The sequence below is a fragment of the Poinsettia branch-inducing phytoplasma str. JR1 genome, from assembly GCF_000309465.1.
Classification (GTDB): Bacteria; Bacillota_I; Bacilli_A; order Acholeplasmatales; family Acholeplasmataceae; genus Phytoplasma; species Phytoplasma pruni.
Genome location: NZ_AKIK01000072.1, coordinates 1 through 26,735 on the forward strand (window position 1 = coordinate 1; position 26,735 = coordinate 26,735).

Here is a 26,735-nt window from a genome sequence, read left to right on the forward strand (position 1 = left end):
TTATAAAAGTATTTTTAATATTAAAGATTACTAACATTTTATCATATTTAATTTAAAATATCAAGTAAAAAGTTAACTTTTTTAATTTCTTTTTCGATAAAGGTAAAATAAGTCTCTTTTTTCAGTTCTTTTGTTGAATAATAGAACTTTTTTCCTCTCTTGTTAAAAAGTCTTTCTATATAGCTAAAAAAGAAGTTTTTTCACCTATTATTAATTTATTTATAACCCTAAAAAAAATAAAACAAAGAAATTTAACCGTAAGGCGGCAGCATTGAATAGACTTTTCTTTGATAAAAGAAAAAAGACCTCTATACAATAGGTCTTGAATGTATGTTTCACATGAACAGTGCATTAATCTGTCTAATAATTCCAAATTTTTTTCAATCCACTAAGAACTATTTCTAAAAGCATTGCAGAAAATACTTGCTAGTTGTTCTATAGCAGGATATTCTGCAATAAAAACACTAATAAAAGAAAATATTGTTGCAAAGGACACTAAAAAACCTAAAATAATTAAAGATTGGTTTTTAGCAGCAATTGTTCTATGAGATAATTTATGCACCATATCTAAATCTTGAATAATGCCCAAAGTAGCTAGAATTAAGAAAAAAAAACGGAACACAAAGGAAATATTTCTAGTTTGAGGTATTAAATCAATGCCAAAGACAAATGATAAAAAACCTACAAAAATTAAAACAGAAAAAGAGTTATAAATAAAATGTTTCACTTTAGGTCTCATATAGAAATCTTTCGCTAAAGTGACAGTGATCATAATGATAAAAATAGATAAAGTACGTACAAAATCAACCCCTAAAGCTTTTTGACTAAAAAGAGTTCTCGCAACGAAGGCATCAAAGTTTTTTTCCTGTTGGACGGTGTTATAAAAATCTAGAAATCGAGGACCGAAAAAAAACGCCCCAAAATACAAAGAGAAAATCAAAATAACATATAAAGAAGTAAAAGATAGAGAAAAACCTATTATCAATAAGACAAAAGCGATTAAATAAAGAACATCTTCGCCTTTATAAATAAGGAATTTCAAATTATTAATCCAATCTGCTGACAAACTTTGTTTAATTTTAGGGTTAAAATTAGGGCTATAGTGAAATAAGATAGCGACTAAAAGTCCCATAATCATCATCCCAGCGAAAATGAAAGTTAGTTTCCATAAAACACTTTTATGCTCTTGCTTTTCTTCTTCTAGCCAAGCACTATCTGTACGCCCTTCTCTTTCTATCCGAGAATAAGCCAATAATTTCATGAAAAAAAAGACGTTTAAAAACATATTTATCTCCTTATTTGTTTCTGTTTTTTCTAATTTTTTTCAGTTGATAAAAAAGTATAATGTAAAATTTTAATTATACAATTTATTATTATTTTATCATATTTCCTGCTTAATTATCATAAATAAACTTTTTTAGGCAAGAATTAAAAACTCATCTTTAAACCTCAAAAAGACAAACTAGCAAAAAAACCCGTATAAATAAAAAAAGACTATCAAAGTCTTTTTTTAAGAAGGGGACGGAATTATTCAAGAATTTTAATTACTGAACCTGCTCCAACAGTGCGTCCACCTTCACGAACAGAAAATTTAGTTCCTTCTTCCATAGCGATTGAACTAATTAAAGTAACTGTAACTTCCACTAAATCACCAGGCATTACGATTTCAACACCATCTTGCAATTTGATAACACCAGTCACGTCAGTAGTTCTTAAATAGAATTGAGGACGATAATTATTACCGAAAGGAGTAGTTCTTCCGTTTTCTTCAGCTGTAAGAACATAAATTTGCGCTAAGAATTTAGAATGTGGTTGAACGCTGCCAGGCTTAACTAAAACTTGTCCACGTTCTACGTCTTCACGAGAAACACCACGCAATAAAACCCCTACGTTGTCACCAGCTTGCGCTGTTTCTAAAGATTTTCTAAACATTTCTAAACCTGTAACAACAGCTTTTTTAGTTTCTCTAATTCCAACTATTTCTACTTCTTCACCAACTTTAACCATTCCTCTTTCAACACGTCCAGTAGTAACAGTTCCTCTGCCCGTGATAGTGAAAACATCTTCTATTGGCATTAAAAAAGGTTTGTTCATTTCACGAACTGGGTCTTCCACGTAAGTGTCTAATAAGTCAAGTAATTCTTGGATTTTTTCTAAATATTTAGGGTCTCCTTCAACCGCTTTTAAAGCAGATCCTCTAACGATAGGAACTTCGTTGCCTAAAAAATCATGTTTGTTTAATAAGTCTCTAATTTCGATTTCTACTAATTCTAAAAGTTCTTCATCAGCAACAACATCACATTTGTTGATGAAAACTAATAATTTAGGAACACCTACTTGTTTAGCTAATAAGATATGTTCTTCTGTTTGGGGCATGATTCCGTCAACAGCAGAAATTACTAAAATACCAGCATCCATTTGAGCAGCACCAGTAATCATATTTTTAATGTAATCGGCGTGCCCAGGACAATCTACGTGAGCATAGTGTCTTTTTTCTGTTTCGTATTCTACGTGAGAAGTACTAATAGTGATACCACGTTCTTTTTCTTCAGGTGCTTTATCGATTTGATCGTAACTTTGTTTATCTGCTAATCCTTTTGTAGATAAATAAGAAGTAATTGCAGCTGTTAAAGTAGTTTTACCATGATCAACGTGACCAATAGTTCCTACGTTAACGTGTGGTTTATTTCTGTTAAAATTTTTAGTAGCCATTTTATTAAGGCCTCCTTTTTGAATTTTTTATTTTTTTAATAAATATTTTGAGAAATTAACTACGTTCTTTAATAATATTTTCCGTAATACTTTTTGGTGTTTTTTCATATTTAGCAAATTGCATTACGAAATTGGCTCTACCTTGAGTGTTGGAACGCAAATTAGTCGCGTAACCAAACATTTCTGATAAAGGAACCAAAGCTTTAATTGCTATTGTGTTGCCACGGTTTTCTTGTGTTTCTAATCTACCTCTTCTGGAAGTTAAATCACCAATTACATTACCAATATATTCATTCGGTGTTATGATTTCTACATTCATAATAGGTTCTAAAATAACAAGACCGCCATTGTTTTTGGTTTCTTTTAAAGCTATAGAAGCAGCGATTTTAAACGCCATCTCTGATGAATCGACGTCATGGTAAGAACCATCTGTTAAAGTTGCTTTAACATCAATGAAAGGATAACCGGCTAAAATACCGCCAGATAAAGATTCTTCTAGTCCTTTTTTAACTGAAGGGATATATTCACGCGGAACAGAACCACCCACAATTTTATTAACAAACTCAAACCCTTTACCAGGATTTGGCTCAAAAGTCATACAAACATGTCCGTATTGCCCACGTCCACCAGATTGACGAATGAATTTACCTTCTGTTTGCGTTTCTTTAGTTAAAGTTTCGCGATAAGAAACTTGAGGTTGTGCCACATTAGCTTGGATTTTGAATTCTCTTCTTAAACGATCCATAATGATGTCTAAATGAAGCTCACCCATACCAGCAATAATAGTTTGAGCTGTTTCGTGGTTAATATAAACTTTAAAAGTTGGATCTTCTTCTGCTAATTTTCCTAAAGCAAAAACAATTTTCTCTTGATCATTTTTAGTTTTTGGTTCAACTGCGATCTCAATAACTGGCTCAGGGAAATTCATTGATTCTAAGATTACAAAATCATTTTCAGCTGTTAAAGTGTGTCCTGTAATAGTATTTTTCAATCCTACTACAGCCACAATATCGCCAGCATTAGCTTCTTTAATCTCTTCTCTATCATTAGCGTGCATTTGCAACAAACGTCCTACACGTTCTTTCACGTTTTTCACAGTATTCTTAATATAAGTTCCTGTTTTAACAGTGCCCGAATAGACTCTTAAAAAAGTTAAACGTCCTACAAAAGGATCAGTCATAATTTTAAAAGCTAAAGCTGTGAAAGGTTCGTCATCAGAAGTTTTACGAACTATTTCGTTACCATCAGCATCTGTACCAGTAATAGAAGGCACATCAGACGGAGAAGGTAAATAATCAATAACAGCGTCTAAAATTTTTAAAATGCCTTTATTTTTAAAAGCAGAACCACATAAAACAGGGAAAAATTTAACATCTAAAGTCGTTTTTCTGATGATTCTTTTTAACATGTCTATCGGAACTTTTTGTTCATCCAAAAACATTGTCATTAATTCATCATCAAAATCTGCTAAAGTTTCAATTAATTCTTTTCTTTTTGATAAAGCAGTTTCTTTCAAATATTCAGGTATTTCTATTTCTTTAGCGTTTTCTGAAGGTGAACCGTCATATTCAAAAGCTTTCATTTCGATTAAATCGATTAAACCAGTGAAATTATTTTCTTTACCGATAGGCCATTGAATAGCACAAGCTTTCACGCCTAAGCGTTTTTTCAAAGTGTCAATAGCGTAAGCATAATCGGCTCCCACTTTATCCATTTTATTAACAAAAATAATTCTTGGCACTTTATATTCAGTCGCTTGACGCCAAACTGTTTCTGTTTGCGGTTCCACTCCTGCTTGAGCATCAATTACCACTACTGCACCATCTAAAACTCTTAAAGAACGAGAAACTTCGACTGTAAAATCAACGTGTCCCGGAGTATCAATAATTTGAATTTGATGATCTTTCCAAAAAGTTGTTGTAGCGGCAGAGGTAATAGTAATTCCTCTTTCTTGTTCTTGTTCCATCCAGTCCATTTGCGAAGCACCATCATGTGTTTCGCCTATTTTATGAATCTTACCTGTATGAAATAATATTCTTTCAGTTGTTGTTGTTTTACCGGCATCAATGTGAGCCATAATGCCAATATTGCGAATTTTTTCTAGTTTAAATTGACGTCCCATTAGTATAATTTCCCTTACTTATTCAGATTACCAACGATAATGAGCGAAAGCTTTATTAGCTTCAGCCATACGATGTGTATCTTCTCTTTTTTTCACTGATAAACCAGTTCCAGAAGCAGCTTCAACTATTTCTTTAGCTAGTTTCCTTTCCATAGTTTTTTCACTACGTTTTTGAGCATATTGAATTAACCATTTTAAAACTAAAGATTGACGTCTTTCCGCACGAACCTCTGAAGGAACTTGATAGTTTTGGCTTCCTATTGTACGCGTACATACTTCTAAAATAGGCATAATATTATTTAAAGCTTCATTAAAAACATCAATAGGTTCTCTCTGAGTCATTTCTTTTACACGATCTAATGCACCGTATAAAATAGATTGAGCTGTTCCTTTTTTACCACTTTTCATAATCGTATTAATAATTTTAGTTACTAATTTAGAATTATAAATTGGATCTGGTGAAACTTCTCTTTTTTGAGCACTTCTTTTACGAGACATATATGCACCTTTATTTCTTTCGTTATTTTTTATCTGAACATTTTTTTAATCAAAATAATGCTTATTTTTTAGCTACAACTCTTTTAGAGCCGTATTTAGAACGACTTTGTTTTCTATTGGCTACACCAGTAGCATCCAAAGCTCCTCTTACAACGTGATAACGTACACCAGGTAAATCTTTCACTCTTCCTCCACGTACTAAAACAGTACTATGTTCTTGCAAAGAATGACCTACTCCAGGAATATAAGCTGTTACCTCAGAGCCGTTACTTAAACGCACTCTGGCAAACTTTCTTAAAGCGGAGTTAGGTTTTTTTGGTGTCATAGTAGAAACTTTAATACAAACGCCTGATTTTTGAGGCGAATCGTAATTTTTAGTTTTTTTCTTTAAATTATTATAACTAAAACCTAAAGCAGGTGATTTAGATTTAGAAACTTTATCGCTTCTTCTTTTTTTAATTAATTGTGAAATAGTAGGCATCGCGAAATGAATCCCCTTTTTTTATTTTTTTTCTAAAGTATAAAGATAAGACAACTTATTTTATCTTTTTTTATGATAAAAGTCAATATTTTTATACTTTATTTTTGCAAAATATACCTTTTTTTATTAAATACTTTCTTCTGGCAATGTTTTTCCCTCTTCAAGAGGTTTTACTTCAAGGTTTTCTTCCAGATTTTCTGGTTCAACCTCTGGATTAACCACTTGGTAAATTGGGTACTCAAAATGAGATGTTTCCAAAATACCTGTTCCTGCCGGAATCAAACCACCAACGATAACGTTTTCTTTCAATCCGTATAAATTATCTTTTTGACCTCTAATAGCTGCATCGATTAAAATTTTGGTTGTTTCTTGGAAGGATGCTGCTGAAAGTAAAGAATCACTTTTCAACGAAGCTCTCGTAATCCCTAATAACACCGGTCGTCCTACAGCTAAAGTTTTGTTTTGTTTAATCATCTCAGTGTTAGCTCTTTTGAATTCTTTAATGGAGACTTCTAATCCCGGTAAGAAATGAGTATCACCTTCAGAGATAATTAAGACTTGTTTAAACATTTGGCGAACGATAATCTCAATGTGTTTATCGCTAATATTAACGCTTTGAGATTGGTAAACTTTTTGTACTTCTTCTAAAATGTATTTTTGTGTTTTTTCCACACTACTTGCTTTTAACATTTCTCTTAAATCAACCGAACCAGAAGTTAACCTTTGTCCTGCTTCAACGTGCATATTTTTCTGCACTATAACATCCGCATTACCATCAACAGTGTAAATATATTCTTCGTTCGGATTGTTATCAGGAACAATAATAATTTCGTAAGAAGAAGAAGTAATGTTTTTTACGTCTCTAACCATACCGTTGTATTCACTAATAATAGCTTTACCTTTTGGTTTTCTCGCTTCAAATAATTCTTGAATTCTCGGTAAACCTTGCGTAATATCTGCTACCGAAAGAACTCCACCAGTATGGAAGGTCCTCATCGTTAACTGAGTACCCGGTTCACCAATAGATTGAGCCGCTACTACACCAACTGCTTCACCTATTTCTACGTTTTTATTAGTCACTAAGTTTAAACCATAACATTTAGTACAAATACCGTATTCACAATTACACGTTAAAACGCTTCTAATTTTAACTTTAGTGATATTAGCTTCTAAAATAACTTTAATGATTTCTCTTGTGATAACTTCGTTTTTAGCTAAAATAACTTCTTGTGCTTCTGGATGAATAATATCTTCTGAAGTAAAACGACCAAAAATTCTTTCTGATAAAGAAATGATTTCTTTTTCGTCTCTTGTAATAGCTTCTACGCTAACGCCTTTGTCGCTACCACAATCTTCTTTGATAATAATGATATCTTGAGCTACATCCACCAACCTTCTAGTTAAATAACCAGATTCAGCTGTTTTTAAAGCTGTATCAGTCGAAACTTTACGAGCTCCGTGAGTAGAAATAAAGAATTCATGCACTGTTAACCCTTCTTTGAAAGAGCTTTTAACAGGAATTTCTAATACTTCTCCTTTTGGACTATTCATTAACCCTCTCATCCCAGATAACTGAGAGAAGTTAGAAGCATTACCACGAGCTCCACTATCGCTAATCATGTATAAATGATTATCTTGGTGGAATTCTTGCATTAACCCTTCTTGGATCACATCACGAACATTTTTCCATTCTTGAATCACTAAGCCTTTTTTTTCTGAAACAGTCAAGAAACCTTTATCATAAAATTTTTCTATTTCTAAAATTTTATTTTCTACTTGGTCGATTAAAGCTTCTTTTTCAGAATAAACGTTAATATCTGAATGAGAAATAGTAATCCCTCCCATTGTAGAGTATTTAAAACCTAAGTTTTTAATATCATCTAACATTTTGGAAGTTTCAGTAATATTACTTTTCTTAAACACTTGGTCAATTATCATAGAAAGGAATCTTTTTTTGAAAGGTTCAGGTGGTTTAATATTAGCTAAATAATCGGAAGGATTAAAGCCTCTAGGAATGAAATAAACATCTGGCGTTCTTACTTCTAAATTATATAAAGAAGGTTCTTGAACATAGGGGAAATCACTAGGTAAAATATCGTTAAAAATCATTTTTCCTAAAGTTGTAACCAAATACTTGTTTTTTTGTGCTTCGGAGAAATAAGAGTCAATATTAGACGTTTTTACTAAAATTCGTGTATGTAAAGAAATTACTTTATTATGGAAAGCTAATTCAGCTTCTTTTAAATCATAAAATAATTTTCCTTCATTGCGATGTTTGAATTGATGTTCTTCGTTCAGTTTTTCAGGATTAACGCCTTTTACTGTACGATCTTTAACCTCTTCAATAGTTAAATAATAATTACCTAAAACCATATCTTGAGAAGGAGATAAAACTGGGCTACCGTTTTTAGGGTCTAAAATATTATTAGACACTAACATTAATAAACGTGCTTCAGCTTGAGCTTCTAAAGAAAGAGGAACATAAACTGCCATTTGATCGCCATCGAAATCCGCATTAAAAGCTGGTGTTACTAAAGGATGTAATCTAATTGCTTTGCCATCAATTAACTTCGGTTCAAAAGCTTGTATTCCTAAACGGTGTAAAGTCGGAGCTCTGTTTAATAAAACCGGATGTTCTTTAACAACTTCCTCTAAAACGCTCCAAACATATTCATTCATTTTTTCATACAACAAATTAGCGCTTTTTTTATCAACTCCTTTAGCTTCTTGCAATTTATTTAAAATAAAAGGTTTAAATAAAATAACTGCCATTTGTCTCGGAATACCACATTGGTGGATTTTTAAATCAGGACCAACGATAATAACTGAACGACCTGAATAATCCACTCTTTTCCCTAAAAGATTTTGACGGAAACGGCCTTGTTTCCCTCTCAACATTTCGGATAAAGATTTCAAAGGACGGTTTCTTTCCACATTAGAAGTATTTTTTTTACTTACTTTTACATTATCAAACAAAGCATCAACCGCTTCTTGGAGTAGTCTTTTTTCGTTTTTAATAATTAATCTTGGCGCTTTTTGAATAATTTGTTTTTTCAAACGATTATTACGGTTTAAAATTCTTCTGTATAAATCATTAGTATCGGTCGTTGCAAAACGTCCACCATCTAAAGGAACAATAGGTCTTAAATCAGAAGGAAGAACAGGAATAACATCCATTACCATCCATTCTGGTTTATTATCAGATTTACTGAAAGATTCGATAATTTCTAATCTTTTAATAATTACATCTCTTTTTTGTTTAGAGACTTGTTTTAACATTTTTCTTAATTCTGTAACACTTTTTTCTAAATCAAGTTCTTCTAATAATTTTTTAATTGCTTCTGCCCCGGTTAAAGCGACAAACCCATTATTGCCAAAACGTTCTAAATATTGGCTATATTGCAATTCTGTAATGATTTGTCTTTTTTCTAAATTAGTTTCACCTGGCTCAAGAACGATATAAGAAACATAATAAACGATTTCGGATAATTCTTTAGCTTTAATGCCTAATAAAATCGCTAATCTACTTGGCAAACTATTAACATACCAAGTATGAACGATAGGAGCTGCTAATTCGATATGTCCCATTCTTTCACGTCTTACTTTTTGTTCGGTAATTTCAATACCACAACGTGAACAAGTTTGACCTTTTTTTAAAGTTTGTTTTTTAGCACAAGCGCATTGTAAATCTTTGACAGGACCAAAGATTTTCGGACAAAATAAGCCACCGAATTCCGGTTTAGCCGTACGATAATTAATAGTTTCGTAATTAACAATTTCTCCATAAGACCATTGTCTAATTTCATGCGGAGAAGCTAAACGAATTTTAAAATATTCGTATTCTCTACTACCGTATTCTTTTTGTGATTTAAAGTCAGTTTGATCTTCTACACTAAAAGTAACTGGAGAAGAAAAACTTTTAGAACCAGAAGGAACCACATCTGTTAAAGTGGTTTTTTCGTTTAAAAAAGGATTAAAATTTTCATCTAATTCTTTTTTTATATTTATTTCGTAATCTGCTTCCTTTTCTAAATCATCTTCATTAAAATCAATGTCTTCTAAGTCATCATCTTCATAATCGTTAAAATCATCATTATATAAACTAAAAACTAACTCAATTTCTTCTAAACGATCCGGTTCGTCTTGAAATAACTGCAATAACATGGATTTATTAGTTTGAATTAAAGAACGACAATCCATAATTTTATTACTATGTAAAATTTCAATAATCTCTGGATTTAAATTTAAATTTTCTAAAGATTCAGGCAAATAGTGCTCTTTTAAAATTAATATTGTTTCAAATAAAAATTCTTGTGGCAATAAAGTGTGGAGGTCTTTTAAAGTGTAATTGTTAAAATCAGATAACGAAGTAACACCGATTAATTTTAACGCTTCAATAGTTTTTTCCGAAAGCGAAAGTTCTTCAATTTTAACATTTAAATTTATCATTGATAATGTTTTTCCTTATTATTATTAACTAAAGAATGATTAACTTTATTCTCTTTAGTGTCAGATTTAATTAATTCCACATGCAAACCTAAAGATTGTAATTCTTTTGAAAAAACTCTAAAACTTTCAGGAATAGAAGGTTTGGGTAGCGGTAATCCGTTGGTAATAGAATTATAAGTTTTATTACGTCCGATAATATCATCACTTTTCACAGTTAAAATTTCTTGCAAAGTGTGAGCGGCACCATAAGCATATAAACTCCAAACCTCCATCTCGCCAAACCTTTGTCCTCCGTTTTGGGCTTTACCACCCATCGGTTGTTGAGTTATCAAAGTATAAGGTCCTACGTTTCGAGCATGCAGTTTATCATCGATCATATGAGATAACTTAATCATATATAATGATCCTACAGAAATAGGATTATCATAAGGTTCTCCCGTTCTTCCGTCGTATAAAGTCATTTTACCATCAGGCGATAAATTAGCTTCTTCCATGATATTTTGTAAATCTTGGTTATTAACGCCATCAAAAATAGGCGTTGCTACTTTAATGTTTAATTTTTTAGCTGCCATACCTAAATGCATCTCTAAAATTTGCCCAATATTCATACGACTTGGCACGCCTAAAGGATTTAAAATAATATCAATCGGAGTACCGTCAGCCATATAAGGAAGATCTTCTTTCGGTAAAATCAAGGAAATTACCCCTTTATTTCCGTGCAATCCCGCCATTTTATCACCGACATTGATTTTTCTTTTTTTAGCAATAAAAATACGGATAATTTCGTTCACACCTGGTTTGGAAATAGGATCGCCGTTTTTAATAGAGAAATATTGTACACTTTGAACAATACCGCCATCTCCACAAGGATATCTTAAAGAAGCATCTTTGTAATCACGTGCTTTTTCCCCAATAACCGTTTGAATTAATTTTTCGTAAGGCGTCGGTTCGAAAACTCCTTGAGGAATGATTTTACCTACTAAAATATCGCCTTCTTTAACTTCAGAACCAGGAATAATAATTCCTCTTTCGTCTAAATTTTTAACCGCTTCAGCGCTAACGTTGGGCACTTCACGAGTGATTTCTTCTTTACCAGAACCTTTTTTCAATTCTCTAGTTTGAATTTCGTATTTGTTAATATGAATAGAAGTATAAATATCGTTTTGCACTAAATTTTCGGACATAATAATCGCATCTTCATAATTATAACCGTGCCACGTCATGAAAGCTACCGTTACATTTCTACCTAAAGCTAATTCACCTTGGTAAGTTGAAGGACCGTCTACGATAAGATCGCCTTTTTTAATGTATTCGCCTCTAACCACGATAGGTTTATGTAAAATTAAAGTATCTTGGTTAGATTTAACAAAAGTCGTTAATTCATAAGAACGTTCTTGTCCTGAATCTTCTTTAATCACTATTTTTTTAGCATCAACGTATTTCACAATACCGCCTTCTTCAGCCACAATTAAGCAACCTGAATCTTTGGCGATTCTGTGTTCAATACCAGTAGCAACAGTCGGAGATCTAGGAATTAATAAAGGTAACGCTTGACGTTGCATGTTGGCACCCATCAAAGCTCTAGAAGCATCATCATGTTCTAAAAAAGGAATAGAAGAAGTTGCTACAGAAACGATTTGTTTCGGAGAAACATCCATATAAGTGATCTTATCAGCATCAAATAACCCTGTTTCACCGTTTCTTCTTGCGATCACTTTTAAAGTTTTAAAGTTGTTATTTTCATCTAAAGGTGCAGAAGCGGAAGCGATGATTTGTTCTTCCTCTTGAATAGCTGTTAAATAATCGTATTCTTGAGTTACGTGAGAAAAACCGTTTTCATGTTTCACTCTAAAGAAAGGAGTTTTAATAAAACCGTATTTATCTACTTGGGCGTAAGTCGATAAAGAAGAAATTAAACCGATAGAAGGTCCTTCAGGCGTTTCAATAGGACATAAACGTCCGTAATAAGAGTTGTGAACATCCCTTACTTCAACCCCAGCGCGGTCACGATCTATACCGTCCGTTCCTAAAGCAGAAATTCTTCTTTTTTGGGTTAACTCGGCTAAAGGATTAATTTGATCCATGAAGTGAGATAAACGCGAACTACTAAAAAAAGTTTTTAAAACAATAGAAAGCGAAGAAAAGTTAACTAATCCTCCAGGAGCGATAGATTCGAATTTACTAATTGACATACGGTCTTTAATGTTTTTTTCTGATCTAGTCAAGCCAATACGGAATTGATTTTTTAACAATTCATCTATTAATCTTAATCTTCTGTTTCCTAAATAATCGATATCATCAACATGTCCGATATTCACATACAAGTTTAAGTAATAACTAATGCTAGCTATAATATCAGATAAAACGATATTTTCTGATCTTTCTTCTTGATTATTACCAATTATTTTCACAAAAGTTTTGTTTTCTTTGTCATCTAAAAAATAAACTTCTAAAACTTCGTTAAAAACTTTTTTAACGTCGTTTTCTTTTTTTTCAACTTTTTGACCTTCTAAAAAGAATTTAACTATTTTTTCGTCAATCATTTCTTTATTCGCTTCTATAATAGCGATAACTTCGTCATTTAATATAGAATCAGCTTCAATTAAGATTTCACCTGTCTGAAAATTAGAAATATTATCTTTAACGTATAAGTTGTCATCTGTTTCGCTTTTTCTATAAGTCATGGTAATTTCGTTAGTCATTTCGTTTTCTAAATGATATTCAGAATTCACCAATTCCGTACGTAAATGTTGACGTTGATCTCTTAATTGTTCGATGATATCACGAGTTAAAAGAGTGTCTTTAGGGAATAAAATCTCATGAGTTTCTATATCTTTTAAATCTTTTGATAAAAAAGTGTTTTTTACTCTATTTAAAACGTCTAATTTTTTATTGATTTTATATCTACCTACAGAAGATAGATCGTATTTTTTACGATCGAATAAACGCGTTCTAATGAACTCTCTCGCTGCATTGGCAGGCACTTTTTCCCCTTGATGTAATTTTGAATAAAGTTCCACAATAGCGTCACTAAAATTAGATTCTTCGTCTTTTTGAAAACTTAAATCCAATAATTCATTTTTTCCAAAAACATTTTCAATTTCTTCTCTCGAATTAAATCCTAAAGTATGAATGAATTTAGTTAAAGGTATTTTTTTAGAACGATCTAATTTAGCATATAAAAAATCTTTATTGCTTTGTTCGAATTCTATCCAAGCTCCCCTAGTAGGGATGATTTGACCTAAAAAAAGCATTTTATTCGTTTTATTGTCGAATTTTTTAGAAAAATAAGCCCCAGAAGAACGAATGATTTGCGCCACAACAACTCTTTCAGTCCCATTGATAACAAAAGTTCCTGAAGGAGTGATTAAAGGCAAATCAGCCATTAATACATGTGATCTTTTCACTTCTTTAGTTAAAACATTTTCTAATTTAACGTGGACAAACAATTCAGATGAATAAGTAAAATCTCTGTTTTTAGATTCTTTAATATCAAATTTCGGCTTTTCTAAAAAAAAATCTTCAAAATGTAATTTTAAATCACCATTATAACTTTCAATGGGAAAAATATCTTCTAAAGCCGATCTAATGCCTAATTCTAAGAATTTTTTAAACGAATTCTTTTGAATTTCTATTAAATTGGGCAAGGGGAAGTCATATTTCATTTTCGAATAGTTGCGTCGTTCTACTTTATTACCATATTTAACGTTGCGATATCTGCTCATTTTTTACTCCAATGCATCATTTATTCATTTTTCGAAAGAAAATAGATAAAATCAAGTCTTTAAAATAACCTTTTTATCTGATAAAAAATATAAGTCAAAAGACAATAAAAAACCTAAGATTTTTTCCTCAGGTTTTTTACTAATAATATTTTTTAGCGAATATTATTTTAATTCTACTTTAGCGCCTAAAGCTTCTAATTTAGTTTTAATTTTTTCCGCTTCGTCTTTGCTAACATTTTCTTTAACAACAGCATCAGGTGTTTCAGTTAATTTTTTAGCCTCTACTAATCCGAAACCTGTAATTTCACGGATAGTTTTAATAACATTTAATTTGCTAGAACCAAAGTTTTTCAAAATAACTTGGAATTCTGTTTGTTCTTCAACTACAGCAGTTGAGTCAGTGCCGTTACCAGCTACAGCTAACGAAGCAGAAGGATCGATTCCGAACTCTTCTTTTAATCCATCTACTAATTCTTTAATTTCTAATAAAGACATCTTTTTTAAAGATTCAATAAAAACCTCTTTAGTTAATTTAGCCATTTGTTTGATTCCTCTCTTTTGTTATTATTTTAACAATTTTATATTTATTATTCTTTTTTAGATAAAATATCTAATCCAACGGATAATTCTTTTAAAGGCATTAACATGCCTGAAGCTAACATAGTTAACAATACTTCTCTTGAAGGCAAAGTAGCTAACTCATGCATCATTTCAACTGAATATATTTTATTTTCAACAAGTCCAGAAGAAATTTTAACAAATTTATTTGTTTTAGAAAAATCATATAAAGCCTTTAACGGTGAAATTAAGTCATCTTCGCTAAATAATAAAGCTTTTGAGTTTTTAAAATCAGCTAAATCTTGATGATCAACAGAAAAAAAAGCTCTTTTAATGATGTTATTAGAATATAATTTGATATTGCTACCAAATTCTCTTAATTGTACTCTTAATTGAGCAAAATCACTCACTTTAAGACCTTTATATTCAAATAAAACCACTAATTTAGATTTGTTTATTTTTTCCGTTAAAGTGTTAACGTTTTCTATTTTCTGTTCGATAATAGGTCTTAACATATTTTTTTATCCCTTTCTATTTATTCGTATATATCGCACACTACAAATATTTTTTCAAAAAAGTTTTTTTAACTCATTAAAGTATGATCAACTCTAACACCAGGAGCCATCGTAGAAGAAAGAGTCATGGATTTGATAAAATTACCTTTTACTGTTTTAGGTCGCGCAGAAGCTATATGTTTGTATAAAAACTGAGCGTTTTCCAATAATTGTTCTTTACTGAAAGAAGTTTTTCCTAAAATAGTGTGTAAATTACCATTTTTATCAACTCTATATTCTATTCTCCCTTTTTTAATATCTTTAATTAAAGGAGCTAAGTTGTCTGTAACTGTTCCTAATTTAGGGTTAGGCATTAAACCTTTAGGACCTAAAACACGTCCTAATTTGGACACACTTGGCATCATTTCAGGAGTAGCGATTAAAACATCAAAATCTAACCAATTTTTAGTGATTTTATTCACTAATTCTTGGCCTCCTACTACATCAGCACCAGCTTCTTCAGCTTCTTTAACTTTCATCCCTTTAGCTAGAACAGCTACTTTTAGCTTTTTACCGCTACCATGAGGTAACACTAAAGCGCCACGAATATTTTGTTCTGCTTTTTTAGGATCAAGATTTAAAGAAAAAATACATTCAACAGTGGCATTAAATTTAACTAATTGAGTTTGTTGAACTAAATCAACTGCTTGCGAAACTGAATAAGATTTTTTAGAATCTATCATTTGACGCATAGCTAAATATTTCTTACTTCTTTTCATATTTAAAAAACCTATATAAAATATAAAACCTTTCTAAGACGTTATTCAAAATAAAATCATTAAAAATATTTGTTTCCACCAATAAAGGAAATAAATTATTTTTCAACTACAATACCCATATTAAGCGCAGTACCTTCTATTATTTTACAAGCACTATCAACTGTATAAGCATTTAAATCAGACATTTTTAATTTAGCGATTTCTTCTATTTGTTCATATTTAATGGTTGCTACTTTACTTTTGCTAGCGTTAGCAGAGCCTTTTTGAATATTAGCAGCTTTTTTCAAAAGATCACTAGCTGGCGGAGTTTTAGTAACAAAAGTAAAACTTCTATCATCGTAAACAGAAATAATCACTGGAATAACAAAACCCATCTGATCTTTAGTTTCTTCGTTAAACTTGGAACAAAAAGACGGAATATTTACTTGAGCCTGACCTAAAGCTGGACCTACTGGTGGAGCCGGATTCGCTTTCCCTGCAGGAATTTGAAGTTTTACAGTTTTTACAACTTTTTTAGCCATTTTATTCAAACCTCTTTTTATATTAATTTGTATTATAAAAAAAATTATATATTTAAAAATTTAAGAAAATAAAATAATAACTGAGATATTATAACATATTTAAAGCATTAAAAAAGACACTAATTCAAAAAAACAATCATTAAAGGATTACTTTAAAAGAATCAAAAGAAATTTCAATAGGAGTAGCTCTTCCGAATAGATCAATTTCAACAATAATTTTATCTTGATTATGATCTACAAAAGATACTTTACCAGTTTGACCAGCAAAAGAACCGTTAGTGATTTCTACCTGTTTACCGATTAAATAATCGTAATTAGGCTTAGCGATGATCCCCATTTTTAATAAAATAGGTCTTATTTCGTTATCGCTCAAAGGAACGGGTTTAGAACCACCTCCTCTAATAGAACCTAAAAAACCAGTTACTTTCGGAATGTTTCTTACCACAAACCAAGAATGATCAGTCACAACCATTTTAACAAACACATAACCAGAATAGATTTTTTTCTCTCTTGTTTGTTTAGTGCCGTCGGCTTTAGTTTTATAATAAGTTTCTTTTGGGCAAATAGCGTCTAAAATTAAACTGGAAATACCAACGCCGCTATCAGCAATTCTTAATAAATCTTCTTTAACAGAATTTTCATAACCTGAATAAGTTTGAATGATATACCATTTGGCTTCATTATCGTTGTTTTTTTTGCTATTTTGCTTTTCTTGCGTTTTATTAACAACTTTATCTATTTCTTTTTCTTTTGTATCTATCATATTCAAACACCCTAAATTAATATAATTTATTTTCTATTAAATCATTATATCTTATTTATTTTGAAAATACCCACTACATTTGGAAATATAATCTTTATAAAGCGTTTCAAAGTTTGTATTCATTGTTACTAAAATCAAGATAAAAATTAAAACCTGTATAATTTGGAAAAAAATTTGCTTACCTGTCGGTAAGCTAACCGTTTTCATACCTTTCATAGTTTTTTTCATCAAGACAACAACACTTAATAAGAAAACCGCTAGAGCAGCGCCAAATAAGACTTTATATAATGATTTTTCTTGATCTTGTTTCATAAAATCGCCAAAAACGCCCATAAACACCATAGTAAAAACGATCAAAAAAACATTGATCAAACTGTATTCTTGTTTAATTATTTTAAACAAAGGATTTGCGTGTTTTTCTTCTTTATTTTTATATGACATAAAAACTCCTCTAATTTAATATTTGATTTATCTAGATTCTTCATGTAAAACGTGTTGTTTACAGTGAGGACAATATTTCTTCAAAGTTAAACGATTACTTCTATTATGATCATCAGTATGATAATTACGATTTAAACATACAACACATATTAAAATATTTTTTTTAGTCATTTTTCAGAATCCTTCTTTTTTTAAATATAAAAAAATAAATTTAAGTAAATCAAAATATATCCTCTTTATTTTAACATATTTTTTGAAAATTAACGAAATATATTATTTTATTTCATTTGTAAACCGAACATAATCACAGCCGCAGCTACACTAACGTTTAAAGAATTGATTTTCCCACTCATCGGAATCCGCACTAAGTAGTCACAATTTCTCTTCAATAAAGGTCTAACTCCGATGCCTTCATTACCTAAAATAATAGCAAAAGATTCGTTTTGAGGGATTTCGTTAAACACCAATTCTGCTTTTATATCGGTTCCAATTACCTTAATACCGTGTTTTTGCAATTGTAAAATAGTGTGGTGTAAATTATTAACTAAAAAAATATTAACGTATTCTAAAGCTCCACTAGAGGTTTTAGCCACTATTCCGTTTAAAAGAACTTGGTGTTTTTTACCTATAATAACGCCGTCAAAATTAGCAGCTTCCACGCTTCTTAAAATGGCTCCTAAATTGTGAGGATCATGTATTTCGTCTAAAATTAAAAATTTTTGTGTTTTATCAGTCGATAAATAATCCGCTAAATTTTTATAAGTATAATCTTGGACTTCAGCAACAACTCCTTGGTGTTGAGTGTTTTGCGCTTTTTTGTTTAATTGGTGTTTATTTAACATCTCATATGTCAGATTATGGTTTTTTAAATGGTTTAAAAACGCTGTATCAGTCATTTTTACATCAATGTATATCTTATAAATGGGTCTTTTAGCGTTAATAGTCTCTTTTATGATATTTTTTCCATAAATAATCATGATTTTAATTCTTTCCTTGAAATTACGTTGATAAGCATTTATTTATTAAACAATTCCTGCTTAAAAGCGGTTAATTGTTTAATAAATATCATGCCTAAAACAAAAATAATATTGATAATAGCTAAAAGTATAAAAACTGTTAAATGGTTATATATTTTATCAGTAATATTGAACAATACTTTTTGGAATTCTCTTTTTCTGAAGAAAGTCCAATGTCCAAAGGTTAAAAAACCTACAATCATAGCGTGAAATAATAGTGTTTTCCATTTATTAAAAGGAAGACAGTTCTTAAATAACAAGAAACAGAACATAAAGGAAGTGATTAACATCAACAAAACTGAAACATTATCATGCCTTTTCGTCTGATCGCTCCATTTCACATGCAATAAGTAAATATAATTAAAAGCAATTAAAGAAGCAAAGAAAAAAGCGTTTTTTAAAATATTGTTTAAAAAATTTTTATTTAAAGGTTTATCGTTAGGTTCTAAAGATAAAAAGAAAGACGGGGTTCCGATGAAAAAGATATCAATTAAATTCCATTTTAAAGGATCAAAAGGGAAAATTATACCATCCATTGAAGAGTAATAATTGTGGAAAATAGTAATGACTGCTAATAAAAAAGATAAAATAGATTTTACTAAAAATAAAACTGAGTTTTTTTCTAAATTATTAATTACTCTTCTACCTTCAGAAACAACTTGCGGTAAAGAACTAAAATTAGAATCGATTAAAACTAAATTAGCTACATTTTGAGCTGCTTGACTACCGGAAGCCATAGCGATCGACATATCTGACTCTTTAAAAGCTAAAATATCATTAACACCATCGCCAATCATCGCGACTTTTTTATTATCTTGTTTCAAAGTTTTAATTAGAATTTGTTTTTGTTCTGGCGTTACTCGCCCAAAAACGTCGTATTTATGAGCTATTTTAATTATTTCTTTTTCACTTAGACCAGCTAAACTGATAGCTTGTTTTTTGCTTTCAATAACGCCTATTCTTTGGGCGATATAAGAAATAGTAGAAGGATTATCGCCAGAAATGATTTTCATTTGAATCCCTAAATTTTTAAAATAAGTCACGGTATCAAAAGCATCTGCTTTAATTTTATCTTCTAACATAATTAAGGAAACAGCTTGATATTCAGTATTATGATCCATTTGTTCTATACTTTCACTAGTTTGAGCTAACAATAACACTCTATAACCCATTTTAGCGTGTTTTTCGACATCTTTTTCTATTTTAGCAAATTTTTTTTTGAAAATAATTTCTGGAGCTCCTAAAAGAAAAGTGCCTTCTTGCTCAAATTCTACGGCGCTATATTTTCTTAAACTAGAGAAAAACTCAATCTTTTTGATTTTATGATTCCCTTTGAGAAAATAATCATTCTTTAAAAATTTATGATGTAGAGCTTTTTGCGTTGGGTTATCATCCGGAAAAGCGCTAATAATACTAGTCATTAAATCTTCAGAAACTTTTTTAGCTTCCGAATAAGAATAAACTTCTTTGACTTCCATAGTTCCATCAGTAATAGTGCCAGTTTTATCTAAACATAAAATATCTATTTGGGTTAACATCTCAATCCCGAATAAATCTTTCATATAAGCATTCTTTTTCGCTAAATTAACGAAACCAACCGCTAAGGACATGCTAGTCAATAAGAATAAACCTGAAGGCATCATTCCTATCATAAAACCACTTAAACCTAAAAGGAATTCTGATTTATTTTCAGTGCGAATGTTAGATTCGTAAGAAAAATAAAAGATAAAAGTAGTAGGGATTAATAAAATCATTATCACCATGACTAAATTAGCGAAATTTTGCATTAAAGGGGTTTTGATGTTTTTATATTTTTTTGCTTCATGGGTTAATTTAGAAATATACATCTCATCACCCACAGCCGTAATTTCCGCACAAGCACGTCCGGAAACAACATAACTACCAGAATATAAAAAATCGCCTTTACTTTTGAAAACCGTTTTAGATTCTCCTGTTAAAAAAGATTCATTTACTTCTAAAGTACCTTCAGCGATTTTAGCGTCTGCTACAATCTGAGCCCCTAATTCTAAAAATAAAAGGTCTTTAACTACTACTTCATTCATAGAAACCGATTTTAAAACGCTATCGCGCACTACATGAGTATCATTAGACATTAACAAAGAAATCTTATCTAAAGTTCTTTTAGCCTTAATTTCTTGGACAATACCTAAAGATAAATTTAAAAAATTAACCAATAAAAACAATAATTGATCGTATCTTTTAATTGCCATAATAATAATAAACAGGATTAAAACTAATAAATTCAACAAAGTGAAAACATTAGAAACAATAATATCTTTCACACTTTTACTGTTCTTATCTTTTTTAAGATTTTTTTTTCTTTCTTGTAGTTGTTTTTCTACTTCTACTTGCGGAAGTCCTGTAAGGTTAAAAAATTTGTTATCAGTTTTTTTATTCATAATCATAACCTACCATTTTTGATATCGACTTTATCATTTTTTTGGGAAAAAGATATTTTTTCAAATAAAACTTTTTTCTTCTAAAAGTTTTCTTAAAAGATCTGCTTTTTTAAAATCTTGATTTTGTCTCGCTTGAAGCCATTTTTGATAAAGAGTTACATCTTTGGAAGTAATATTTTTTAAAGGTAAAGAAATCCCTAAATGTTGAAACAAATATAATAAAGTGTTTTGTAATTCCGACATTTCGATCAAAACATGAGTTTTATTCAATTCTTTGATAATTTGATCTATGAGAGTGACCACATTAGGAGTATCAAAATCATTTTGCATCAACTGATGAAATTGTTGTAAATAAGCTAATTTTTTATTAGAAGCCTTTGTATGATTCATTTTTAATTGAAAATTGTTTTTATTTAAAGCATGAACTATTTTATGATATTTAGTTTGTATAGATAAAAGCAATTCATAACTAAAATTAATAGGTTGTAAGTAATGATGTGATAAAAAAAAGAATTTAATCACGTTAGCTTCAAAATCTTTTAACACATCTTTCGCTAAAACAACGTTATTTAAGGATTTACTCATTTTTTGTTTTTGGTAATCCACCCGTCCTATATGAACGAAAAAATTAGTTAAAGGTTTTTTTTGACTAGCTACAAACTGAGCTTGTTCGTTTTCATGATGAGGAAATTTCAAATCATTGCCACCACCGTGAATATCAATAGTGGTTTTAAAAATATCTTTAATCATGACAACACATTCAGTATGCCAACCAGGTCTACCTAAAAACCAAGGACTTTCGTATTGAACGCCTGTTTCGGTTTTTTTCCATAAAATAAAATCTTCAACATTTTCTTTTTGAGGATCTAACTCTTTACGAGCGTTTTTTTTCAATTTAGTTAAATCTTGTTTACTTAAAATACCGTAATTATCAATTAAATTAACACGAAAATAAACGCCTGTTTTGGTTAGATAAGCATAACCTTTTTGCATTAAATCTTGGATAAAAGTGATAATAGACTTGATATAATTGGTTACCAAAGGAAATTTATCAATGGTATCAATATCTAGTTTTTTTAATAAAGTAAAAAAAACTTGAATATAATGTTGAGAAATTTGAGCTTCTGTAGTATCGTTAGCTAAAGCAGTTTGAATGATTTTATCATCTATATCCGTAATATTAACGACTAATTTAACCTTAAAATCTAATAAAGTGAAATATCTTTTCATCATATCAAAAAAAATTAAAGGCTTGATATTGCCGATATGAAGGTGATCATAAACAGTCGGACCACAAACATAAATATTAACTTCATTTTCAGTTAAAGGGATAAAATTTTCTTTTTTTTGAGTTAATGAATTATAAATTTTCAACATGATATTCCTTTTACTTTTTTAAAATAAGATATTTGTTAATTAATGATTGTTTTTTTATCAGATAGTTTTTTTAACTTAATAAGTTAATTCTTTTCGAATGAGAGACTTAAAATAGTTTGGATATTTTTTAAAACAGTTTCTTTCCCTAATAATTCTAAATAAATAGGTAAATGCGGACCATTCATTTGTAAAGTGGATGCTATACGAATTAAAATAAATAAATTTTTACCTTTTAAAGAGGATCGTTGTTCTAAGCTAGTAATACTTTCTTTGATGTTAACAGAATCAAAATTTTCTAACTTATATAATATATTATATAAAATTTGCACCAAGTTAAAACCTTTATTTTCTTTAATAAAGGTTAAAAATTCTTCTTTAACTTCTTTCGGTTCTACAAAAAAGCTTTGGTATAAGCGTACTGTTTCTGCTAGATAACTAATTCTACTTTGAAATAAAGACACTATTTTAGTTAATTTCTCCTGAGAAATAACAATCTTGGCTTGATTAAAAAAAACGGCTGTTTGAGAAACTAAATCCACAAGAGGCATTTTTTTCAAATATTGGCTATTAATAAAGGATAATTTGGGTACATCAAAAATAGCGGGCGCTTTAATAAAGCGTGTTTTATCAAATAAAGACACCATTTCTTCTAAAGAAAAAATAGTTTTATTACTTTTAGGGGCGAAACCTAAGAGAAACAAGAAATTAAATAAAGCTTCTGGAATATAACCTAAAATCATGTATTTTTCAATAAATTGAATTACATGCTTATCTCTTTTACTGAGTTTCTTTTTCTGTTCGTTTAAAATTAAAGAAATATGCGCAAAAGTAGGTATTTCCCACCCAAAAGCTTGATAAATCATCATTTGTTTCGGAGTATTGGTAATATGTTCTTCACCGCGAAAAACATGAGAAATAGCCATTAAATGGTCATCTATCGCTACAGCATAATTATAAGTCGGATAACCATTTTCTTTCATAATGATCCAGTCTTCGATTTCTTTACTGTCAAAAGATAAAGAACCTCGAATTAAATCTTTAAACTCATATTTGGTTTCAGCAGGAACTTTAAAACGTACTACATATTTAGAATTATCGTTTTGGTATTCTTTGTAAGCCAGTTTTTTTTCTAACAATATTTGGGTATATTTTTGATAAAACGTTAATCTTTCGGATTGTCTATAAGGTCCTAAGGATCCGCCAATATCAGGCCCTTCGGTCCATTTGATACCTAACCAATTTAACTGTTCTAATTGTTTTTTTTCACTGTCAGCGACGTTTCTCTCTAAATCAGTATCTTCAATTCTAATAATGAATTCACCTTGATAACGCGCAGCGAATAAATAGTTAAATAAAGCGGTTCTAGCGTTGCCGATATGTAAAAAACCGGTCGGACTTGGGGCGTAACGTACTCTTATTTTTTGCATCTGCTTTCTCCTTCTAATAAGCTCATTATATAATAAATTATTTTAATAAAGTATTTTAAAATTAAAAAAGAGCCTTTTTTTAAAAGGCTCTTCATACTAGTGAAAAATATTATTAAGAAATAAATTAACGTTTGGAAAATTGAGGTGCACGACGAGCTTTTTTTAAACCGTATTTTTTACGCTCAACACAACGTGAATCTCTAGTTAATAAACTAGCTTTTTTTAAAATAACTCTTAAATTAGGTTCAGCTTCTAATAAAGATCTAGCAATGCCTAAACGGATCGCTCCAGCTTGGGAAGTTATTCCGCCGCCGTGAACATTCGCAACCACATCATACTTTTCTAAAGTATTAGTTAATTTTAAGGGTTTTAAAGTTTCTAAACGAGTTTCTTGAGAAGGGACATAATTAGTAAAATCTCTTTTATTAATTTTAATTTGTCCTGCGCCAGAAGTTAAAATAATTCTCGCTACAGAACTTTTACGTCTGCCTGTTCCAAAATATTGATTTTTCTTCATTTTCATTATACCTCTAACACTTTAGGTTTTTGTGATTCGTGTCTATGCGATTCGTTAGCATAAACAAATAATTTTTTACGCATTTGGCGTCCAAGTTTAGTATGCGGTAACATGCCGAAAACAGCTTTCTCAACAATTAAAGTAGGAGATTTTTTCAACATATCAGAAACCATTACTTTAGTTAAACCACCTGGATAACCTGAATGTCTGTAATAGGTTTTTTGTTCCCATTTTTTACCTGTTAAATGGATTTTAGAAGCATTGATAACCGCTACATAATCGCCATTATCAATATGAGGAGTATAATGAGTTTTACCTTTGCCTTTTAAAACAGAAGCTACTTTAGTTGCTAAACGTCCTAAAGTTTTTCCTTCAGCGTCTATTATATACCATTTTCTTGTCACCATTTGATCGTTAACGCTAATAGTTTTATTGTTTAAATTTAATTCTTGTTTTTGTTCTACGTTTGTGTTATCCATGAATAATAATGTTGCTCCTAAAAAATTTTAAAATTGCGCAAAATGATTAAATGTACTTATTAATTATAATACATTGCTGCCAAAATGTCAACTTGCTTTGTAAAAAAATCAAATAAAAACAAAAAAATAATATTAATAAAAAAAACAATAATTTCTTAAAAACATCAAAAAATAATTAATTTTATTTTTTTGTTTTTATTGGAATAAATCAATGTGGAGCGAATGATGGGAATCGAACCCACATCTCTAGCTTGGAAGGCTAGGGTAATAGCCATTATACGACATTCGCTTTTGTTTTAATGGTCGGGAAGACAGGATTTGAACCCGCGACCTCCTGGTCCCAAACCAGGCGCTCTACCAAGCTAAGCTACTTCCCGCTTCAAAATTTTATATTTAAAATTAAAATGGCACACCCAAGAGGACTCGAACCCCTAACCTTCTGATCCGTAGTCAGATGCTCTATCCAATTGAGCTATGAGTGCCTATATATCAATTATTGAGTTATGAGTTGCTTTTTAAGTTGTTTTATTTAAAATTGGTGACCCGTACGGGATTCGAACCCGTGAATGCATGCGTGAAAGGCATGTGAGTTAACCGTTTCTCCAACGGGCCATATTTGCATAATTTAAATCTTAAAAAATAGTGCGAAATAAAATAGTAAAAATAAATTTTATTAACAAGAAACATTAATAGGATATTTTTTAAATTAATTTCTTCTCAAAATGAATTAATTAATTTCAAATAACTTTTATTTTTTAACCGTTTAAGATTTTAACAATATTTTTTAATAAAGTCAATCTTTTTTATTAATTTTTTTTAAAAAAGCAATAGAAAACAAACATTAAATATTTATTCTGTAAATAATATATTGGAAAATGTTAATTTTTTTATTATTGACTATTTCATTATAATATAAAAAACTTTTGATTAAACAAAAAAGAAAAAATTTTTACAATAAACAAAGACTAAGTCAAAATAGTCTTTGTTTATTGTAAAAAATAGTAATTATTTCTTAATTAAAATATTCACTTATCCTTTGGCGCAAAGATGTTTTTTTAATAACATTCACAAACTTCATCTGTTTGATAATTTTCTGTTTGTTTTTCTTGATTGTTTTGGCAACCGCAACCTTGTTCTTTATATTCATTTTTTCTTCGTGGTTATTCGGAATCGAACAAAAAGAAATTATTAATACTAAAAACCCTCAATTAACATTAATTTGTGATTACGAATTAGTCGATTCCCAAGGTAAAAATTATGGTAATGGCCTTCAAACCGTTGAAAACAACATCTCTAATTTAGCATAATAAAAAAACTAAAAGAACAAAGAAATTCCTTGTTCTTTTTTTAAAAAGGAAATAAAATATGATTATTAAAAACAAACCAAAGCAAATTTTTAATTTAACTAATTTAATGATATTCATAATAATATTAATTATTTTATGTTTAGGAAGTTATGTTTGTATTCATCATCAAACTTTAACGGAAATTGAAAAAAATCTCACAACAAATCATAAACAATTAGAAACCCAAAATAAAAATCTCCAAGAAATAAAAGACAAACTACAACAAAACAAAGATATAATCCAAAACCAAATTACCGATATAAATAAAAAATCACAAGAAATAACAACCACTAATTTACAACAATTAATAATCAAGAAGAATCAAACTTTTATCCTTCTAATAACTAAAAATTCCCTTCTTTCAACCAATTAATCGGGTTCAAAGAAGAAAAACAAGCTGTAGATGGTTTTATAGATTACCTTAATAACAAAGAAAACTATAACAATATCGGCGAGGTTGATTCGCCTTTAGGCATTTTAATGTATGGAATTCCAGGAACTGGGAAAACAACCTTAGCCAGAGCCTTAGCTAAAGAAACTAATCTCCCTTTTTTTGAAGTAAGCAGTTCCATTTTTTCCCAAAAATATAAAGGCATTGCTCCTCAATTAG

General features: G+C 30.0%; 23 protein-coding genes and 4 tRNA genes. 3 read left to right on the plus strand and 24 right to left on the minus strand.

The features are described 5' to 3' along the window. Positions 1 to 388: 388 nt before the first annotated feature. The 24 genes from ON17_RS01740 to ON17_RS01855 form a co-directional block, all read right to left on the minus strand. Positions 389 to 1,285: a hypothetical protein gene (locus ON17_RS01740; protein ID WP_017191790.1), complete on the minus strand. Its 897-nt coding sequence runs from the start codon at positions 1,283 to 1,285 to the stop codon at positions 389 to 391. A 242-nt stretch (positions 1,286 to 1,527) separates the two neighbouring features. Beyond that, complete coding sequence (gene tuf / locus ON17_RS01745) at positions 1,528 to 2,712, minus strand: elongation factor Tu (protein WP_017191791.1); 1,185 nt, start codon at positions 2,710 to 2,712, stop codon at positions 1,528 to 1,530. A gap of 55 nt (positions 2,713 to 2,767) precedes the next feature. Then, the gene (fusA, locus tag ON17_RS01750; RefSeq protein ID WP_017191792.1) at positions 2,768 to 4,834 is read right to left on the minus strand and encodes an elongation factor G; all 2,067 of its coding nucleotides are present in this window, start codon (positions 4,832 to 4,834) and stop codon (positions 2,768 to 2,770) included. A gap of 27 nt (positions 4,835 to 4,861) precedes the next feature. Further along, positions 4,862 to 5,332 (minus strand): 30S ribosomal protein S7, encoded by a 471-nt coding sequence (rpsG, locus tag ON17_RS01755; RefSeq protein ID WP_017191793.1) that lies wholly within the window; start codon positions 5,330 to 5,332, stop codon positions 4,862 to 4,864. A 61-nt stretch (positions 5,333 to 5,393) separates the two neighbouring features. Next, on the minus strand, positions 5,394 to 5,813 hold the full coding sequence (rpsL, locus tag ON17_RS01760; protein ID WP_017191794.1) for a 30S ribosomal protein S12: 420 nt from the start codon (positions 5,811 to 5,813) through the stop codon (positions 5,394 to 5,396). 126 nt (positions 5,814 to 5,939) lie between these two features. Then, positions 5,940 to 10,262 (minus strand): DNA-directed RNA polymerase subunit beta', encoded by a 4,323-nt coding sequence (gene rpoC, locus ON17_RS01765; RefSeq protein WP_017191795.1) that lies wholly within the window; start codon positions 10,260 to 10,262, stop codon positions 5,940 to 5,942. Further along, on the minus strand, positions 10,259 to 13,987 hold the full coding sequence (locus ON17_RS01770) for a DNA-directed RNA polymerase subunit beta (RefSeq protein WP_026071994.1): 3,729 nt from the start codon (positions 13,985 to 13,987) through the stop codon (positions 10,259 to 10,261). The genes rpoC and ON17_RS01770 overlap by 4 nt, the downstream gene beginning before the upstream one ends. A 162-nt stretch (positions 13,988 to 14,149) precedes the next feature. Further along, complete coding sequence (rplL, locus tag ON17_RS01775) at positions 14,150 to 14,527, minus strand: 50S ribosomal protein L7/L12 (RefSeq protein ID WP_017191797.1); 378 nt, start codon at positions 14,525 to 14,527, stop codon at positions 14,150 to 14,152. Between the two features lie 47 nt (positions 14,528 to 14,574). Continuing rightward, positions 14,575 to 15,060: a 50S ribosomal protein L10 gene (gene rplJ, locus ON17_RS01780; RefSeq protein ID WP_017191798.1), complete on the minus strand. Its 486-nt coding sequence runs from the start codon at positions 15,058 to 15,060 to the stop codon at positions 14,575 to 14,577. A 68-nt stretch (positions 15,061 to 15,128) separates the two neighbouring features. Next, positions 15,129 to 15,818 (minus strand): 50S ribosomal protein L1, encoded by a 690-nt coding sequence (gene rplA / locus ON17_RS01785; RefSeq protein WP_017191799.1) that lies wholly within the window; start codon positions 15,816 to 15,818, stop codon positions 15,129 to 15,131. A gap of 95 nt (positions 15,819 to 15,913) precedes the next feature. Then, positions 15,914 to 16,339 carry a 50S ribosomal protein L11 gene (rplK, locus tag ON17_RS01790; RefSeq protein WP_017191801.1) on the minus strand — a complete coding sequence of 142 codons (426 nt, stop codon included), beginning with the start codon at positions 16,337 to 16,339 and terminating at the stop codon, positions 15,914 to 15,916. A gap of 139 nt (positions 16,340 to 16,478) precedes the next feature. Beyond that, positions 16,479 to 17,102, minus strand: coding sequence for a transcription termination/antitermination protein NusG (nusG, locus tag ON17_RS01795; RefSeq protein ID WP_017191802.1), 624 nt, complete (start codon positions 17,100 to 17,102; stop codon positions 16,479 to 16,481). Positions 17,103 to 17,153: 51 nt separating this feature from the next. Next, positions 17,154 to 17,543, minus strand: coding sequence for a hypothetical protein (locus ON17_RS01800; RefSeq protein WP_017191803.1), 390 nt, complete (start codon positions 17,541 to 17,543; stop codon positions 17,154 to 17,156). Between the two features lie 27 nt (positions 17,544 to 17,570). Beyond that, positions 17,571 to 17,714, minus strand: coding sequence for a 50S ribosomal protein L33 (gene rpmG, locus ON17_RS01805; protein WP_017191804.1), 144 nt, complete (start codon positions 17,712 to 17,714; stop codon positions 17,571 to 17,573). A 107-nt stretch (positions 17,715 to 17,821) separates the two neighbouring features. Further along, positions 17,822 to 18,520 carry a 23S rRNA (guanosine(2251)-2'-O)-methyltransferase RlmB gene (gene rlmB, locus ON17_RS01810; protein WP_017191805.1) on the minus strand — a complete coding sequence of 233 codons (699 nt, stop codon included), beginning with the start codon at positions 18,518 to 18,520 and terminating at the stop codon, positions 17,822 to 17,824. A 38-nt stretch (positions 18,521 to 18,558) separates the two neighbouring features. After that, the gene (locus ON17_RS01815; protein WP_017191806.1) at positions 18,559 to 20,979 is read right to left on the minus strand and encodes an HAD-IC family P-type ATPase; all 2,421 of its coding nucleotides are present in this window, start codon (positions 20,977 to 20,979) and stop codon (positions 18,559 to 18,561) included. A gap of 60 nt (positions 20,980 to 21,039) precedes the next feature. Further along, positions 21,040 to 22,356, minus strand: coding sequence for a cysteine--tRNA ligase (gene cysS / locus ON17_RS01820; protein ID WP_017191807.1), 1,317 nt, complete (start codon positions 22,354 to 22,356; stop codon positions 21,040 to 21,042). Between the two features lie 83 nt (positions 22,357 to 22,439). Next, positions 22,440 to 23,783, minus strand: a complete 1,344-nt coding sequence (gene gltX, locus ON17_RS01825; protein WP_017191808.1) for a glutamate--tRNA ligase — start codon at positions 23,781 to 23,783, stop codon at positions 22,440 to 22,442. A gap of 124 nt (positions 23,784 to 23,907) precedes the next feature. Continuing rightward, a complete protein-coding gene (gene rpsI / locus ON17_RS01830) occupies positions 23,908 to 24,300 on the minus strand; it encodes a 30S ribosomal protein S9 (RefSeq protein WP_026071995.1) in 393 nt (130 codons plus the stop codon). Between the two features lie 5 nt (positions 24,301 to 24,305). Further along, on the minus strand, positions 24,306 to 24,779 hold the full coding sequence (rplM, locus tag ON17_RS01835; protein WP_017191810.1) for a 50S ribosomal protein L13: 474 nt from the start codon (positions 24,777 to 24,779) through the stop codon (positions 24,306 to 24,308). A gap of 214 nt (positions 24,780 to 24,993) precedes the next feature. Then, a tRNA-Gly gene (locus tag ON17_RS01840) sits at positions 24,994 to 25,068 on the minus strand. Between the two features lie 11 nt (positions 25,069 to 25,079). Next, positions 25,080 to 25,156, minus strand: a tRNA-Pro gene (locus ON17_RS01845). Between the two features lie 28 nt (positions 25,157 to 25,184). Next, positions 25,185 to 25,261: transfer RNA gene (locus ON17_RS01850), tRNA-Arg, on the minus strand. 54 nt (positions 25,262 to 25,315) lie between these two features. Beyond that, positions 25,316 to 25,391, minus strand: a tRNA-Glu gene (locus ON17_RS01855). Positions 25,392 to 25,909: 518 nt separating this feature from the next. On the opposite strand from ON17_RS01855, the gene ON17_RS03560 reads away from it, so the two are divergent. The 3 genes from ON17_RS03560 to ON17_RS03910 form a co-directional block, all read left to right on the plus strand. Next, a complete protein-coding gene (locus tag ON17_RS03560) occupies positions 25,910 to 26,086 on the plus strand; it encodes a hypothetical protein (RefSeq protein WP_017191811.1) in 177 nt (58 codons plus the stop codon). Positions 26,087 to 26,144: 58 nt separating this feature from the next. After that, positions 26,145 to 26,498 carry a hypothetical protein gene (locus tag ON17_RS03905; protein ID WP_017191812.1) on the plus strand — a complete coding sequence of 118 codons (354 nt, stop codon included), beginning with the start codon at positions 26,145 to 26,147 and terminating at the stop codon, positions 26,496 to 26,498. A 107-nt stretch (positions 26,499 to 26,605) separates the two neighbouring features. Next, positions 26,606 to 26,735 (plus strand): ATP-binding protein (locus tag ON17_RS03910; protein WP_261974255.1); only part of this gene is annotated, 130 nt, incomplete at its 3' end.